16 protein-coding genes are annotated in these 14754 nt (G+C 53.6%); 5 read left to right on the top strand and 11 right to left on the bottom strand.

What is annotated here, in order from left to right:
• The first annotated feature begins 36 nt into the window (after positions 1–36).
• The 5 genes from J4E05_RS19245 to J4E05_RS19225 all read left to right on the top strand — a co-directional run bounded on the left by J4E05_RS19245 (position 37) and on the right by J4E05_RS19225 (position 7062).
• Positions 37–759, top strand: a complete 723-nt coding sequence (locus tag J4E05_RS19245) for a GNAT family N-acetyltransferase (protein WP_349599021.1) — start codon at positions 37–39, stop codon at positions 757–759.
• Between the two features lie 148 nt (positions 760–907).
• The gene (locus J4E05_RS19240; protein ID WP_349599018.1) at positions 908–1543 is read left to right on the top strand and encodes a CDP-alcohol phosphatidyltransferase family protein; all 636 of its coding nucleotides are present in this window, start codon (positions 908–910) and stop codon (positions 1541–1543) included.
• Between the two features lie 178 nt (positions 1544–1721).
• Positions 1722–4007: a two-component system response regulator gene (locus J4E05_RS19235; protein WP_349599015.1), complete on the top strand. Its 2286-nt coding sequence runs from the start codon at positions 1722–1724 to the stop codon at positions 4005–4007.
• Entirely contained in the window at positions 4004–5113 is a 1110-nt protein-coding gene (locus J4E05_RS19230; protein ID WP_349599013.1) for an ABC transporter substrate-binding protein, read from the top strand. The genes J4E05_RS19235 and J4E05_RS19230 overlap by 4 nt, the downstream gene beginning before the upstream one ends.
• Positions 5110–7062 (top strand): sensor histidine kinase, encoded by a 1953-nt coding sequence (locus J4E05_RS19225; protein WP_349599010.1) that lies wholly within the window; start codon positions 5110–5112, stop codon positions 7060–7062. The genes J4E05_RS19230 and J4E05_RS19225 overlap by 4 nt, the downstream gene beginning before the upstream one ends.
• A gap of 140 nt (positions 7063–7202) precedes the next feature.
• On the opposite strand, the gene J4E05_RS19220 is transcribed toward J4E05_RS19225, so the two are convergent.
• From J4E05_RS19220 to cyoC, 11 genes are all read right to left on the bottom strand, one after another.
• On the bottom strand, positions 7203–7550 hold the full coding sequence (locus J4E05_RS19220; RefSeq protein ID WP_349599007.1) for a hypothetical protein: 348 nt from the start codon (positions 7548–7550) through the stop codon (positions 7203–7205).
• 89 nt (positions 7551–7639) lie between these two features.
• Entirely contained in the window at positions 7640–7891 is a 252-nt protein-coding gene (locus tag J4E05_RS19215; RefSeq protein WP_085589112.1) for a GIY-YIG nuclease family protein, read from the bottom strand.
• A 7-nt stretch (positions 7892–7898) separates the two neighbouring features.
• Complete coding sequence (locus J4E05_RS19210) at positions 7899–8681, bottom strand: SDR family NAD(P)-dependent oxidoreductase (RefSeq protein ID WP_085589114.1); 783 nt, start codon at positions 8679–8681, stop codon at positions 7899–7901.
• Between the two features lie 73 nt (positions 8682–8754).
• Positions 8755–9366, bottom strand: a complete 612-nt coding sequence (locus J4E05_RS19205) for a 2-dehydro-3-deoxy-6-phosphogalactonate aldolase (protein WP_349599004.1) — start codon at positions 9364–9366, stop codon at positions 8755–8757.
• A gap of 48 nt (positions 9367–9414) precedes the next feature.
• Positions 9415–10359, bottom strand: a complete 945-nt coding sequence (locus J4E05_RS19200; protein WP_349599001.1) for a 2-dehydro-3-deoxygalactonokinase — start codon at positions 10357–10359, stop codon at positions 9415–9417.
• A gap of 115 nt (positions 10360–10474) precedes the next feature.
• Entirely contained in the window at positions 10475–11467 is a 993-nt protein-coding gene (locus J4E05_RS19195; protein WP_085589118.1) for an Ldh family oxidoreductase, read from the bottom strand.
• 163 nt (positions 11468–11630) lie between these two features.
• On the bottom strand, positions 11631–12209 hold the full coding sequence (locus J4E05_RS19190) for a TetR/AcrR family transcriptional regulator (protein ID WP_349598998.1): 579 nt from the start codon (positions 12207–12209) through the stop codon (positions 11631–11633).
• A gap of 2 nt (positions 12210–12211) precedes the next feature.
• Positions 12212–12685, bottom strand: coding sequence for a MaoC family dehydratase (locus J4E05_RS19185; RefSeq protein WP_349598995.1), 474 nt, complete (start codon positions 12683–12685; stop codon positions 12212–12214).
• A gap of 171 nt (positions 12686–12856) precedes the next feature.
• Complete coding sequence (locus J4E05_RS19180; RefSeq protein ID WP_085589124.1) at positions 12857–13633, bottom strand: SURF1 family protein; 777 nt, start codon at positions 13631–13633, stop codon at positions 12857–12859.
• Between the two features lie 90 nt (positions 13634–13723).
• Positions 13724–14125, bottom strand: a complete 402-nt coding sequence (gene cyoD, locus J4E05_RS19175) for a cytochrome o ubiquinol oxidase subunit IV (RefSeq protein ID WP_349598992.1) — start codon at positions 14123–14125, stop codon at positions 13724–13726.
• A complete protein-coding gene (cyoC, locus tag J4E05_RS19170; protein ID WP_349598989.1) occupies positions 14122–14745 on the bottom strand; it encodes a cytochrome o ubiquinol oxidase subunit III in 624 nt (207 codons plus the stop codon). Before cyoC ends, cyoD begins: the two co-directional genes overlap by 4 nt.
• Positions 14746–14754: the final 9 nt, after the last annotated feature.

Below are 14754 nucleotides of genomic sequence, written 5' to 3'. Positions count from 1 at the left end.
ATTGTGGTCCATTATTTTATCAACAGGATCCACGCCATGACGACACCACCCCATAATAAATTTGACCAACCCATTGGCGTTACCGTTGAAAACTGGCAGGCCTGCGCCCTGCCCCCGGCAACCGTAATGACCGGGCAGCATTGCCAGGTGGAACCGATCGATCCACAAAAACACGCTGCCGACCTGTTTTCAGGTAACCGCGTTGCTGCCGATGGCGAACGGTTCACTTATTTGGGAACCGAAGCGTTTGACGATGTTGAAAGCTATCGCAAATGGCTGGAAACCATGCGCGGACCAGACCCGATGTTGCATGCCATTATCGACCTTGCATCGGGCAAGGCCGTGGGTGTTGCTGCTTTCATGCGGATCGACACCGCGCACGGCGTCATTGAAGTCGGCAATATCAACTATACCCCGGCGCTGTCACAAACCATTGCCGGCACCGAGGCCATGTATCTGATGATGAAACGGGCCTTTGACGAGCTGGGATATCGCCGCTACGAATGGAAATGCGACGATCAGAACCTGCCATCGCGTGCCGCGGCGGCCCGTTATGGTTTTGTTTACGAAGGCACCTTTCGTCAGCACATGGTTTATAAAGGCCGCAACCGCGATACAGCATGGTTTTCCATCACCGATCAGGAATGGCCAATTGTAAGCGCCGCGTTCGAAGCCTGGCTTGATCCGCAAAATTTTGATGCCAACGGCAAACAGGTTAACAGCCTGCAAAAATTGCGGCAATCTCTTGCCAATCATTAAATCTGGCCCATGCCGCGCCACCGTAAACGCCGCCTTTATCCGGGCGGCGTTTTTTATGACAGGCATTGTGACGTTCTGGTGATTATGCAACGACTTAAAGGCAGGGTATAAGGGCAACTAATAATCGTTTTACAAACCGGAGTACCCGATGTTTGATGCCCGACTGCGCCCCCTGATCGACCCGCCGTTAAATGCGCTGGCCCGTCGCCTGTCGGGCAGTGGCATTACCCCCAACATGGTCACGGCATTTGGGTTTCTGATCGGCTTGATGGCAGCCTTTGCACTGGTCATTGAACAATATTATGCCGCCGCAACCCTGATCATCCTTAGCCGCCTTGCCGATGGCATGGACGGGGCCATTGCCCGCCATGCCGCCCCGCGCAGCCGCCACCCCAATGCCAAAACCCAGGAAAGCGACCTTGGCGGTTATTACGATATTGTTGCCGACTTTCTGTTTTATTCGGGCATGGTGTTGGCCTTTGCCGTCGGCCGCCCCGAACATGCATTAATGGCAGCGTTCCTGATTTTCTGTTTTGTCGGCACCGGCAGCAGTTTTTTGGCCTATGCCATCGTTGCGGCCAAACGCGGCGATAACCACGACAAACAGGGTAAAAAAAGCTTCTATTACCTGACTGGTATTACCGAAGGCAGCGAGACGATTGCCGTTCTGCTGGCATTTTGCATTTTCCCCGCCTATTTCGCCCCGATTGCTGCAGTGTTTGGCGCACTATGCCTGATCACCACCTTTGGCCGCGTATTACAAGCCACACGGGATTTCGGCTAAAAGCACAACAGGAACCCAAAACACCAAAATTTTAAATTTATTCCTCTGCTTGAAATCTGATTGCCCAACCTTGACGTAATCATCACGAGACACCTAATACATTTGTATATAATTAGCGTTTTGTGATGAAGAAAACTACCCGTTTGGTTAATGGAATAAAGCAGAAGGGTTTCCGTCCTTGGGCAACGACGAATTTATTTTTCTCGACGACGACAACAATGCACCTTTGCCATGCGAGCAAAATACACAGCACGGTACATTGTCGCCGTGGCGGATCCTGATTGTCGATGATGATATTGATGTTCATGAAATTACCGAACTGGCCCTGTATGATCTGACCTTTCTGGGTCGTCCGGCAACACTTTTGCATGCCTACAGTGCGCACGAAGCGGCACATATTCTTGCATCTGAAACCGACATCGCCATTATTTTGCTCGACGTTGTAATGGAGACAAGCGACGCGGGTTTAAAACTGGTTGGTCATATCCGCCAGAATATGGGGTTACGAAATGTGCGCATTATTCTGCGCACCGGCCAGCCAGGCCTGGCCCCGGAAATGGACGCAATTACCAAATACGATATTGATGATTACAAGACCAAAACCGAACTTACCCGAAACAAGCTGTTTACCTCTATTACCACGGCGTTGCGCTCGTTCGAGCGCATGCAAAAACTTGATGCCAACCGTGCCGGTCTGGAAAAAATCATAGCTTCCAGCAATGAATTTCTGTCGCGACGCGGGTTACGTAACTTTGCCGAAGGCGTCATTACACAATTATCCGGCCTGATGGATGTACAACCCGAGGGCCTGGTGTGCGCCATTGGCGGCGGTGAACACCTTGACCTTCTTGATCATCAGCAACCGTCCCGTACCGACCAGATCCAGATCATCGCTGCCGCCGGGCGCTATAGCGACATGATTGGCCTTGATCTTGAAGAACTGCATTCCAACGACATTGTGACAGCCCTGCGCGACTGCATGGCACAGAAAAAAACCCTTATTCTACCGGGTTGTATCGTCCTGTATCTTTATGTCCGCGAAGGTTATGCGCTGGCTGCCTATATTGGTGCGCCAGAACCCATCAACAGCCTGGACCAGCACCTGTTATCGGTGTTTTGTGGCAATTTGACCCTGTGCGCGGAAAACATACAACTGGTCGAAAAACTCAAACGCCGTGCCTATGTTGACGAACTGACCAATCTTGCCAACCGCACGGCCATCCTTGATGCCATGTCTTCAGTTCTAAACGACCCAAACCCGCAGCCCAATTCGCTGATCCTGATCGATTTGCAGTTATTTGCCGAAATCAACGACGTGTTAGGCCATTCCTATGGCGACCGTCTGTTGTGTGCCGTGGGAAAACGCCTGTCAACTGTCCTGCCTGACTGCATCGTCGGGCGGATTGCAGCCGACCTGTTTGCTGTTATTGGCCGCAGTGAAATGTTAACCCAGATTTCAATGTCCGCCATTTTCACCGCACCGTTTAACATCGAACATTTTGAATTGCCCATTCGGGTTGCCGCCGGATCAACCGAACTGACAGCCGACGGGCAAAAAACCGCACTGGACTGCATGAAGCAGGCCTATATCGCCCTGAAGCGGGCAAAATCCAGCGGATTTGGGCAAGTAACCAAATATGATCCGCAACTGGCCGAGATTACCCGTAACCGCGCCAAACGGCTGGGCGATTTGCAGATGGCTATCGAACGGAACCAGCTGGAGGCCCATTATCAACCCCTGATCGATTTCAAAACCGGCAAACCTTGCGGAATGGAAGCACTGCTACGCTGGCGCCGTGAAGATGGCAACCTTGTTCCCCCGTGCGATTTTATCCCCCTTGCGGAATATTCGGGCCTTATCCGCCCCATTGGGGACTGGGTTATGCGCGAAGCAATGGACATGATTGGTAAAGTACATGCCGCCGGTTTCACCGACATGCGCGTATCCATCAATGTTTCCAAGGTCCAGATGGTTGCCGACGATTTCATCGAGAAACTTGAACGCCAGTTAAACCAGTCCACAATTGCCCCGCAATTTGTGGAAATCGAAATTACCGAAAGCGCCTGCGACCTTGGCATTAACGACCTTGAAACGTTGCTGGGGCGTATTCGTGCCTTGGGTGTTTCCATTGCCATCGACGATTTTGGCACCGGTTTTTCGTCCCTGTCCTATCTTGACCGCCTGCCCGTTGACAAACTTAAAATCGACCGCTGTTTTGTTACCCCGCTTGATATCGAAAACGACGGCAGCCGAATTGCCGAACTGATTATTCCGCTCGGCCATCGTTTGGGCATGAAAGTGGTCGCAGAAGGCATTGAAACCGAAAAGCAGGCGCAAAAACTGCGCGATATGTCGTGCGATATTGCTCAGGGCTTTCTTTATGGCCGTCCCATGCCAGAAGCCGACATAATGGTTTGGCTTCAAAATTTCGCCCCCCTCGCAACATCAGGGGCAAATTCATGAGCCGTTTTACATATCTAAAAACCATAGTTCTGCCTGCTGTCCTGATGTTAACCGGCTGCGGCGACCCGGAACCGGTCAAAATAGGGTTTATTGCAGGGTTATCAGGTGCGGGTGCAGATACCGGGCTGGCGGCGCGCAATGCCCTTATAATGGCGATTGACGATGTAAACGAGCACGGCGGCATCAACGGCCACCCGGTTGAACTAATTATTCGCGACGACGAAAAAAGCGGCACGGTCGGGTACCAGCGCGTGAAGGAATTTCACGAACTTGGTGTTAGCGCCATCATTGGCCCTATCATAAGTTCGGTCGGATCGGGCATGTTACCGGCAATCAACGAACATAAAATTGTCACCATATCGCCAACCGTTTCAGCGATGGAACTGTCGAACAAGGATGACTATTTGTTTCGGATGAGTTCGACGAACCGTGATAACGCACGCGCCTATGCACAACACCAGCACGATTTGGGGCGCCGCAAAATTGCCCTTGCCCTGGATCGTTCAAACGCAGCCTTCACCGAAAGCTGGGCCAACGAATTTGAACAGTTTTTTGCACAGGATGGAGGCATTGTTGTTAACCGCGTGTCGTTCAATGACGACGAAAAAACAGGATTTTCCAATCCTGCACGTCAGCTTCTGACGTCCGGGGCGGATGCCTTGTTGTTGGTTGCCAATGGCTTTGACAGCGCACAACTGGCCCTGCAAATTCGTAAATTCGGTTCAAAGCTACCCATCATTGCCGCAGAATGGGCCGCTTCGGAAGAACTGATTGCGATGGGGGGAAAGTCGGTTGAAGGCATGGAAGTTTTGGAAAGCTATGACCGCAACCATCAGGCTCCGCATTTTCGCAATTTTGTGACCACCTATCAGCAACGGTTTAATGTCCATCCGGGATACGCCAGCATTGCCACCCATGACGCTGCCACCATGTTATTTGCCGGGTTAAAACATCAGGCACAAGATGGAACGCCACTTAAGGAAGCATTATTGCGCCTGCGCGAAATTCAGGGATTACAACATTTACTGACTTTCAATGAATATGGCGATTCAGGAGGCCAAAGCGTTCACGTTATCATCCAAAATGGCCAGTTTGTTATCCAATGAACATCATCAGGCCTTATCATTTTCGAACATGGTTAATCCTGTTGCTGTTTACGACGTCGTTAGTCACTTTTCTGGTGGTTGGCGGCGTCATTTTGCTGGTAAAAATTCCGCAAATTCGCAGCAGTCATCAGGCGGCCATCAGTCAGGCCGCGACGGAAATTACCAACCGCATCGAAACCGTGCTGAATTTTGTGGAATCCGATCTTGATCTGGTTAGTCATGCCCTGTCGCAATTGCCACATGATGCCGTTCAGAAAGCCATTTCCCATCCCCGCAAGGGCAGGTTTGATGCGTTTTACATTATCCATCAAAATGGTGAACTTTCAGCGGCCTATATTCGCAGTGCCGATCAGGACCGCTGGCGCGAACTTTCCGGTCTGGATCTGTCGCATAATATTCTGTTTCAACAAGCATCGGTTTCCAGCCACCCTGTCTGGAGCGACCGTTACCTGTCCGTTATTACGGGCCGCATGACCGAGGCCGTCGCCATCAAGGCCTCGGAAACCGGCGATGTTATTATTGGCGAGCTATCCATTCGGCAGCAAATAAACCTTGACCACAGCTTTGCCAGCAACCGTTCCATCAGTTTTTCCATCATGGACAGTAACGGTGAAATTATCGCCGATAGCGACCTTGACGCTCAGCGCCAAACTTTTATGCCGCAGGTTTCAGGCATTATTCAGCGGGGTAAAGGTACACCATCCAAACTGGGGCATGTGCTGATAAACGACATTAATTATGATGTCGCCTCTAAATATTCCAACGTCCTTGGCTGGTATTTTACCGCCCGTGTCACCACCGGCCTCGACAATCCGGAAATTCGCAGCCTGACCGAAATTGTCGTTGCCTGTTTTGGTGGTTCATTGATCATTGGCCTGATCATGGTGCCTTTATGGGCCCGTATCATGGTGTCGCCGTTAAATGGCATCGTTGACCATGCCTCGCGCACAGCACGCGGGGCAACACTGCCGCCGCGTAAAAAAGGCGGTGTTTACGAATTTAACCGCCTGTCATCCGATCTGGACCGGCTGGCAACGGCGGTGCGCATCCGCCAGCAGGAACTGGGCCGATTAAATGACGGATTGGAACTGCGCGTTCTTGAACGAACCGCCGAACTTGAACATATCAACAACGAACTATCATCAACCCTAAAGGCGCTTGGGCTAACCCAGGATGAACTGATACAATCGGAAAAAATGGCTGCACTTGGCCGGCTGGTTGCGGGCATTGCCCACGAGCTAAACACCCCCTTAGGCAATAGTCGCATGGCCGTTACCACCCTGGCCGACCAGAACATTGCCTTTGGTAAAACCTTGCAAAACGGTTTGCGAAAATCCGACCTCGACGATTATCTGGCCCAGGTGCAAACCCTGACCACCATGATCGAACGCAATATCATGCGTGCCGGCGATTTGGTGAGCAGCTTCAAACAGGTTGCAGTTGACCGCACATCATCACATCGGCGCCGGTTTTCTGCCCGCGAGGTCATTGATGAAACGATCCTGACGCTGACGCCATCGTTAAAAAACCAGCCCGTGACGATTGAAAAACACATTGAAACCGACGTCACATTAAACAGCTTTCCCGGCGAATTTGGCCAGATCATAACCAACCTGATCGACAATGCGCTAATCCACGCCTTTGAACCGGGTCAAACGGGCACCGTCACGGTTCACATGGCCGACGCGCCTGATCGCGAAGATGCTATTTTGCTGGAAATAATTGATAACGGCAAAGGAATGCCACAGGACGTGCTGGACCATATCTTTGATCCGTTTTTCACTACCCGCATGGGAACCGGCGGAACCGGCCTTGGCTTAGCAATCGTCGCAAACGCTGTTACCTCGCTATTGGGCGGCTGTATTACCGCCACCAGCACACCGGGCGAAGGCACGTGCTTTCGGGTGATTTGCCCCTATATGGCACCTGACAATACCGCAAAGGCCTAAAGCATACGGCGTGTTCACCCCGGCGAACCGATAAAACAAAACCCTGCCCGCGTACATAACGGGGCAGGGTTTTGTCATTTTAAATACGGCCCAAGCCCGACCGGCATTTCGTAAAACGCCAATCATGCTGCATATCCGGTTTAATGATCGGACGTATTCACAAAATGTTCGGCAAGGCCGGTATCGTATGTCATGCCTTCCGCCGTCAGAACCACGGTTTGCGGATATCCTTCATGGACCAGCCCCTTGCGTGCCAACGCCACCCAGACCGACGGGTTGCTAAACCCGCTGGCGTCGCGGGCTGCGACAACAAATTCGCCCACATGCACATGGTCACCATGGCCATGCGGCGCACGGGTGATCGTCCCTTCGCCTGTTTCGGCGTCAATCACGCCCGAATTGGAGTCTTTGGCCAAAATCTGTGCCAGTGCAAGGGTGCGGGCCTGCAAGGCATTCAGTTTTTTGGGGTTGGCTTTTTGTACCGGCATTGCTGTGTCCCTGGCAAAAAGGTTGAACGGGTTTTATCGCCTGACTTAGCCGCAAACACGCCTTGGCATCAAGCCCGTATTTGCAATTATCACGGTGTCGCAAGCTGTTTGCGCAGCTTGCGATCCCGCTTTAAATGCCATTCGCGGCTCATGGCCTGCCCAAAGGTGCGAAAGCGTTCAATATAAACCACTTCCCATTGCCGCCCCCGGGTGGTTTTGGCCCCCTTGCCGCCGTTATGGGCGGCAAGGCGGGCCTCAACATCGGTGGACCAGCCCACATAGGTGCGCGGGCGGGCAACCCCCAATTCGCGCAACACATAGACAAAGGTCCGGTCAGCCATCGGGCCTTCAGCCCATGGTGGAATTAAAGGCCCCACCATCCAGAAGAACATTCTGGCCGATCATGAAGCGCACATGTTCGCTGCACATAAACGCACAGGTCGCGCCAAAATCCAGCGGGTCGCCAAACTTACCGGTTGGCAAAGCCGCCTGCGCACGGGTGCGGGCTTCATCAAGCGTAATATTTTCGGTTTTGGCCCGGTTGCCCATCAGGGCACCAATGCGGTCTGTATCATGCTGGCCAGGTAACAGGTTGTTCATCACAACACCGTCTTTCGCCACCTGGCGTGCCGTGCCGGCCACAAACCCGGTTAAACCCGCACGCGCGGCATTGGATAGCCCCAACTGCGCAATCGGCGACTTTACCGACCCCGATGTAATATTAACAATACGGCCCCATTTGCGCGAAATCATGCCGGGTAAAACCGCTGTTGCCAACAAAATTGGCGTCAGCATATTGGACTGAATGGCAGCCTGCCATTCATCCTGGCCCCAGTCTGACCAGACACCAGGGGGTGGCCCACCGGCGTTATTGACCAGAATATCGGCATCCGGGCACGCTTCAAGCACCTTGTTGCGGCCTTCTTCGGTGGTGATATCGACGGCAACGGTCTGTACATTCACCCCAAATGTGTCGCGAATATACTGTGCTGTTTCTTCCAGCGGGCCTGCACTGCGCGCATTAAGCGTCAAATCGACGCCAGCTTCGGCCAGTTTAATGGCGCAGCCGCGCCCCAGCCCCTTTGACGAGGCACAGACAATGGCCTTACGGCCCTTAATTCCAAGATCCAATGGATCCTCCCATGACTTGATCGGTTTGATCGATAACGCGAAGATAGCCCGTCTCCCCGCTCATCGTCAAAGATCAATGGCGATAAACCGCGTCATAGGTATAAACATACTCAATTGCCCGCTTGCCAACATCGTCCGCACTCATTCCCGGTTTATAAATACCCGATCCCAACCCGAAACCGTTGCATCCGGCCTTGGCAAAATTGGAAAAATCAATTGGCTCTACGCCGCCCACGGCAAAAACCGGCATGTCCTTTGGCAAAACGGCACGCATCGCCCCAATACCCTGTGCGCCGACCTGGCTTGCGGGGAAAATCTTAAGCCCATCGGCACCGGCCTTGATCGCGGCAAAACATTCCGTCGGGGTCATCACCCCGGGCCACGACCCCATTCCGCATTCCTTGGTGCGTTTAATCACTTCGATGTCGCAATTGGGCGAAACCACAAATTGCGAATTAATTTGCTGCAAGCGGTCAACATCCTCGACCGTTAAAACCGTTCCGGCACCAATTTTGGCGGCATCCCCCACGGCCGCCTTCATGGCCGGAATGGCCTCGAACGGGTCGGGCGAGTTTAACGGAATTTCGATCAGGGTAATTCCGGCATCGACCAGTGCACGGGCAATGTCGCCCGCCTCGGAGGAATGAACCCCGCGCAAAATGGCAATCAGATTACGATGTGACATCACATGATCCTTTCCGATCAGAACGTTTTCCCATTCGGGCGTGCCTTTTTATTTAACCAGAAAGGCATAAGCCCGGCGTAACCCGCCAAGGGTTGCGGCTTCCGCATCAATTATCGCAGCATCAAAATCATGGGTGGATAATGCCTGGCGATATCGCGCGGCCAGTTTTCCATCGCCGATCAGGGCAATGCTATCCCCTTTGGCAAGTCTTGCAACAATGTCGGCAATTTCACTGCCAATAATATACCCCGACAATTGCGCTGCCCCACTGGCACCATCTGTGGCCCCCACAAGCCCGCCTGCACGAATGGTAAACAAGCGGTGCAACAAGTCGCCCGATGCCCCGGCAACGTCTTTTACCGCTTTATCAAAGACCTCGGCATCCTCGTCGCCCTGCATCGAATGGCGCAAAATCGACTGTTGCGACAACAGGGCAAAAACCTCGCCGCTCATATAGGTACGAAATGCAGTGATGCCGCCGCTGGCAATATGCGCCCATTTACTATGCGTACCAGGCAAACAGACCCAGCCGGTAAAATCGGGATTGTCAGCCATAAACCCCACCAACTGGGTTTCCTCGCCGCGCATCACATCGGGGTCATCCACCTGTTTCAATCCCGGCAAAATATAAACAGCCAGCCCGGTTTTACTTAACGCCGGCTGCACCGCCCCCCCCGCCAACGAGGATGGCCGGGCAGGCAGGCTGGCATAAGGGGCCTCGCACCAGCCCTGTTTGGCCCCGGCCATGCCGCATATCACCACCGGAATGCCCGCTGTGGTGCCGCCATTGGCATCCGCTATCCACGGCGCAACCAAATCCCGCAACACCGCTTCAAAGCCACCATCGGTTATTTTGTTCAGGCCAAGATCAGAGTCACGTCGCGCCAAAATTGCCCCGGCCCCGTCCATTGCCCACAGGCGCAAATTGGATGTACCCCAGTCAACAGCAATCCATTCAAGCTGGTCGGATATCGTATTGTGCGACGGTGCCACGTTTACCTGCCCATTGTGTTTTGGAAATTTTATTTATTTCCTCATACGATTAAACCCGATTTAGCCCGATGTACATACCGCAAATAGAAAACTGTACATGCGGATATTGCCATCTTTACAAGGTCTTGATCAACGCAATCACATCATCTTCAACGTCTATGCCGTCTTGTGCAGCCTGCGCACGCGCGCCCTGCCCCCGGCGACCGGGCAGGCGAACGGCAGGGTCGCTGGCAATTTCGCTGGCCAAATAACCAATACGTTCCAGCGGATTAAATCCAGGTGCGGTTGCCTTGGGGTCTATGGCAATAATCATGTGTCCCAACGCAGGCGGTTCGCCCTTGTCATCAAACAGCGACGATGCCTCGTGGGAAAAATGTGCCCCGGTCAACCCGGCTGACAATATTTCAACCATCAACGCCAAAGCCGCCCCTTTGGCATCCCCTGCGGGCACCATTGTACCGGCAAGGGCGTCATTGGCATCGGTGGTGGGGTTGCCATCACGGTCCAGCGCCCAGCCTTCGGGAATATCCGATCCCTTTTGTTTGGCAGCCATAATTTTACCGCGTGCGACCTTGGATAAGGCAAGGTCAACCACAATCGGGTCGCCACCTGGAACCGGGGTGGCAAAAGCCAGCGGGTTGGTGCCATACATCGGGCGCAAGCCACCCCATGGGGCCATTGCCGCCGGGGCATTGGCAACCATAATCGCCACCAGCCCCTGCTGGGCAAAACGTTCAACCGTCAACCCCATCACCCCGGCATGGTGCGACCGGCGAATGGACGCCAGGGCAATGCCTTGCGTACGCACCATTTCGGGTAACTCGGCTACGGCCAGGTCAAGTGCCGGATAGGCAAATCCAAAAGCGGCATCTATCGCCAGAATGCCCGGTGCCGGGCGTGAAAAAGTCGGGGTAACCTGCCCGTCGGTTTTACCGGCACGGGCCTGTTTGCTATATGCTTCAACCCGGCGCAGGCCATGCCCACCCTGCCCTGCGGCCTCGGCAGCGACCAGCGCGGTTGCCACCGACGCAGCATTAGACGGGGAAACATTATTGCGAACAAGCGTATCAATTACCAACTGGCGGGCATCAGACAGGGACAAAAGCATGTGGGGCTACCTTGGCATGTGGGACAGGCCGCCAATGCCCCCGTAAGCCGGCAACATCTGGCAAACCAAATTCAGTTACCCCCACATTAACCAGTCACACGGATGCCGACCAGCAATGTTTGACAATAAATTCAACAGCTAACCCGTCAACACGCCCGGCCATTCACAGCGCACACCGATCACGCAATTTCAGCTTCGATGCTTCCAGAATGTCATCCGACAGGTCGCCATCCCTTACCATACGGGCCAAAATTTGCGCGCCGATCATCTCAGAAATGGCCGATAATGCTTCGGTCCGGCGGGTTGCCTCGTCCGCTTCGGGCATGACCTTTGCAATCATATCAATCAACTGCTCCAACCCTTCGGAAAAGACGCTTTGCACCCCTTCTCCGTGGCGTGTTGCATCGGGGGCAAGGGCAGCAAAGGCACAACCGGCACCGGGGTTATCGCGCTGGGATGCGGTCAAATAACGGTCAACCAGGGTGCCAAACGGATCATCCGGGTTATTATCAAGCTGCTTTTGCCAGTAAAGCCGGGTTTTATCCAGCGCGGCCCGGCTGGCTTCGGCTTCAAGATCCAGTTTCGATTTGAAATGGCCGTAAAACCCGCCATGCGTCAGCCCGGCAGCTTTCATGATGTCAACCAAACCAATCCCGTCAAAGCCCTTCTCGCGAAACAGGCGCGATGCGACCTCCAAAATCCGAACCCTGTTTTCAGCGGCCTGTTCCCGGCTTACGCGCATGATCAGCCCTCCATTAACGGTTTGCGCGGCACAACAATCGTGGCTTCAAGTTCCTGCAACACGTCGCCCTTTGCGTTCAGGGTCAGGCTTTTCATCACCACCCGTCCGCGTTCCGGGCGGCTTTTCGACGGTGTAAGCGACATAATTTCACTTTCGACATGCAGCACATCGTCAGGCCGGGTGGGGCGTGGCCATTTCACCACAGCATTGCTGCCTATGACGCCACTGGAAAACGGCGTTGATTGCACAATCAGCTTCATTGTCAACGCCGCGGTATGCCAGCCACTGGCGGCCAGGCCACCAAACAGGGTACCTTTGGCAGCATCGTCATCAAGGTGAAAAGGTTGCGGATCAAACTGGCGAGCAAATGATATAATCTGATCGGCATCCAAGGTATGAGTGCCGCTTGAAAATCGCTGTCCCACGGTCAAATCTTCCAGATAAAAACCCGGAGCGCTTTGATCTTTTTCGGCCAAAATGGGATCCTCCGGCAAATATGCGCGTCGCATTATTCATGACGATCATCATTTTATAGCAAGTCAGCACCACATTTGCACGTTCAAAACATGCATACAGGCTACAATCCCGATGTAGCAAACCCTGGAAAACCCGATTGCAATCGACAGGTACCGCCGCCAATGCCGAAATCAGTGATCGTTACTGTTTTTTTTGCCCCCGCGCAGGGCAAAAACAGCCCCCGCAGCCACCATCAATGCCAGAACAGTCCAGGTGATGGCATAAATCAGATGACTGTTATGAAACGTAATTTGCGTCAAACCGCCCAATGGTAATCCGCCGGGGTTTTTGCTGTTATCGGCATCAATGAAATACGGGGCAACGTTGGCCGGGTCCAGACCATGAAACTGCGCCATGGCCTTCACATCGCGCGAATACCAGCGATTATCTTGTGGCACGTTATCGCGCAGCGCGGTTCCACCGGCCTCGTTCATTCGCAACAGGCCGGTTACGGTAACAACACCGTCCGGTTGGCCTTGCTGGCGTGTTGCGGCATCCTTACGGTCTGTTGGCACAAAACCCCGGTTAACCATAACAATGGTGCCGCTGTCATCGCGCACCATTGGTGTCATCACCCAATATCCCGCACCATAATCGGTCGCTGCGTAAACAACTGTTTCCTGATCATTCAGGAAATGACCGGTTACGCGAACATGACGATATTCGTCGTCTTCAGCATTAATTTCGGCCCACTGTGCCCGACCGGGGGCCGTTTGTGCCGGGGCGGCCACCCGTGTTGTCACCCGGTCAATCAGGTCCAGCTTCCAGGCCCGTCTTTCAACCTGCCACACCGCCAGGGCAACAAAACCGCAAAACAGAATCAGGGCAATAACCCCAATCACGATCCGCGCGGTTAAGGACCGCTGCGTCGACGGCCCGGAAGACACGGAAGATGATGGTTGTGACATCAGACAACACTTTCAATTGGCAACCGATAACGTAACAAAAAAGGCGCGCCAGGTTCCCCCGCCGCGCCTTGAATTTCAAAACCGTGCTGATTAAGGCATGGTTTTCATCATGCCTTCGGTCATGGCGGGCATCATGTTGGTATTCAAATGATACATCACCCACAAGGAACCGCTAATGGCAATCGCCACAATCACGATGGTAAAGATCAGGGCCAACATGGTCCAGCCACCTTCGGATTTGCTGTTCATATGCAGGAAGTAAACCATGTGAACCACAATCTGCACCACGGCCAGCAACATCACCGCAAGGGCGGTTGCCGTCGGGCTTGACAGGACATCGGCCATCACCAGCCAGAACGGAATCGCCGTCAGGATAACCGACACGATAAACCCTGTCATATACCCCTTGAACGAACCATGTCCTTCGGTTTCGCCGTGGCCATGATCATGTCCGTCATGCCCGTGGGAATGTTCAGTTGCGTGCGAGGTCATCCCAGAACTCCCATCAGATAGACGAATGAAAACACCCCGATCCAGATCACATCCAGGAAGTGCCAGAACAGGCTAAGGCACATCAGGCGGCGTTTGTTTTCCGCACCCAGGCCATATTTGCCAACCTGAACCATCAGCGTAATCAACCAGATAATACCGACCGTTACGTGAGTTCCGTGGGTGCCAACCAGGGTAAAGAAAGACGACAGGAACGCGCTGCGCTGCGGGCCGGCCCCTTCCATAATCATGTGCGAAAACTCGTACAGTTCGAGCCCGACGAAAGCCACACCAAACAGCCCGGTAATACCAAGCCAGACCAGTGTTGCCTGCTTTTTGTCCTTTTCCATCGCCAGCATGGCAAAGCCATAGGTGATGGACGAAAACAGAAGCATCGAGGTGTTGATCGCGACCAGCGGCAAATCAAATAGCTGCTGCGGGCCGGGCCCGGCCGCATAATTGCGACCAAGCACCCCGTGGGTTGCGAACAGGACCGCAAAGATGAGGCAATCGCTCATCAGATAGATCCAGAATCCAAGCATCGTGCTGCTTGGCGCGTGCGGTTCTTCCTTGGCAAGGAAGACCGGCGTTTGCGTTTCATGAACGGCGGTTTGCGTAGCCATTATCGAGTT

Source organism: Thalassospira sp. NFXS8, assembly GCF_040148805.1.
Classification (GTDB): domain Bacteria; phylum Pseudomonadota; class Alphaproteobacteria; order Rhodospirillales; family Thalassospiraceae; genus Thalassospira.
The sequence above is the reverse complement of the archived record's forward strand: the minus strand, read 5'-3'. Positions and strand labels throughout refer to the sequence as shown.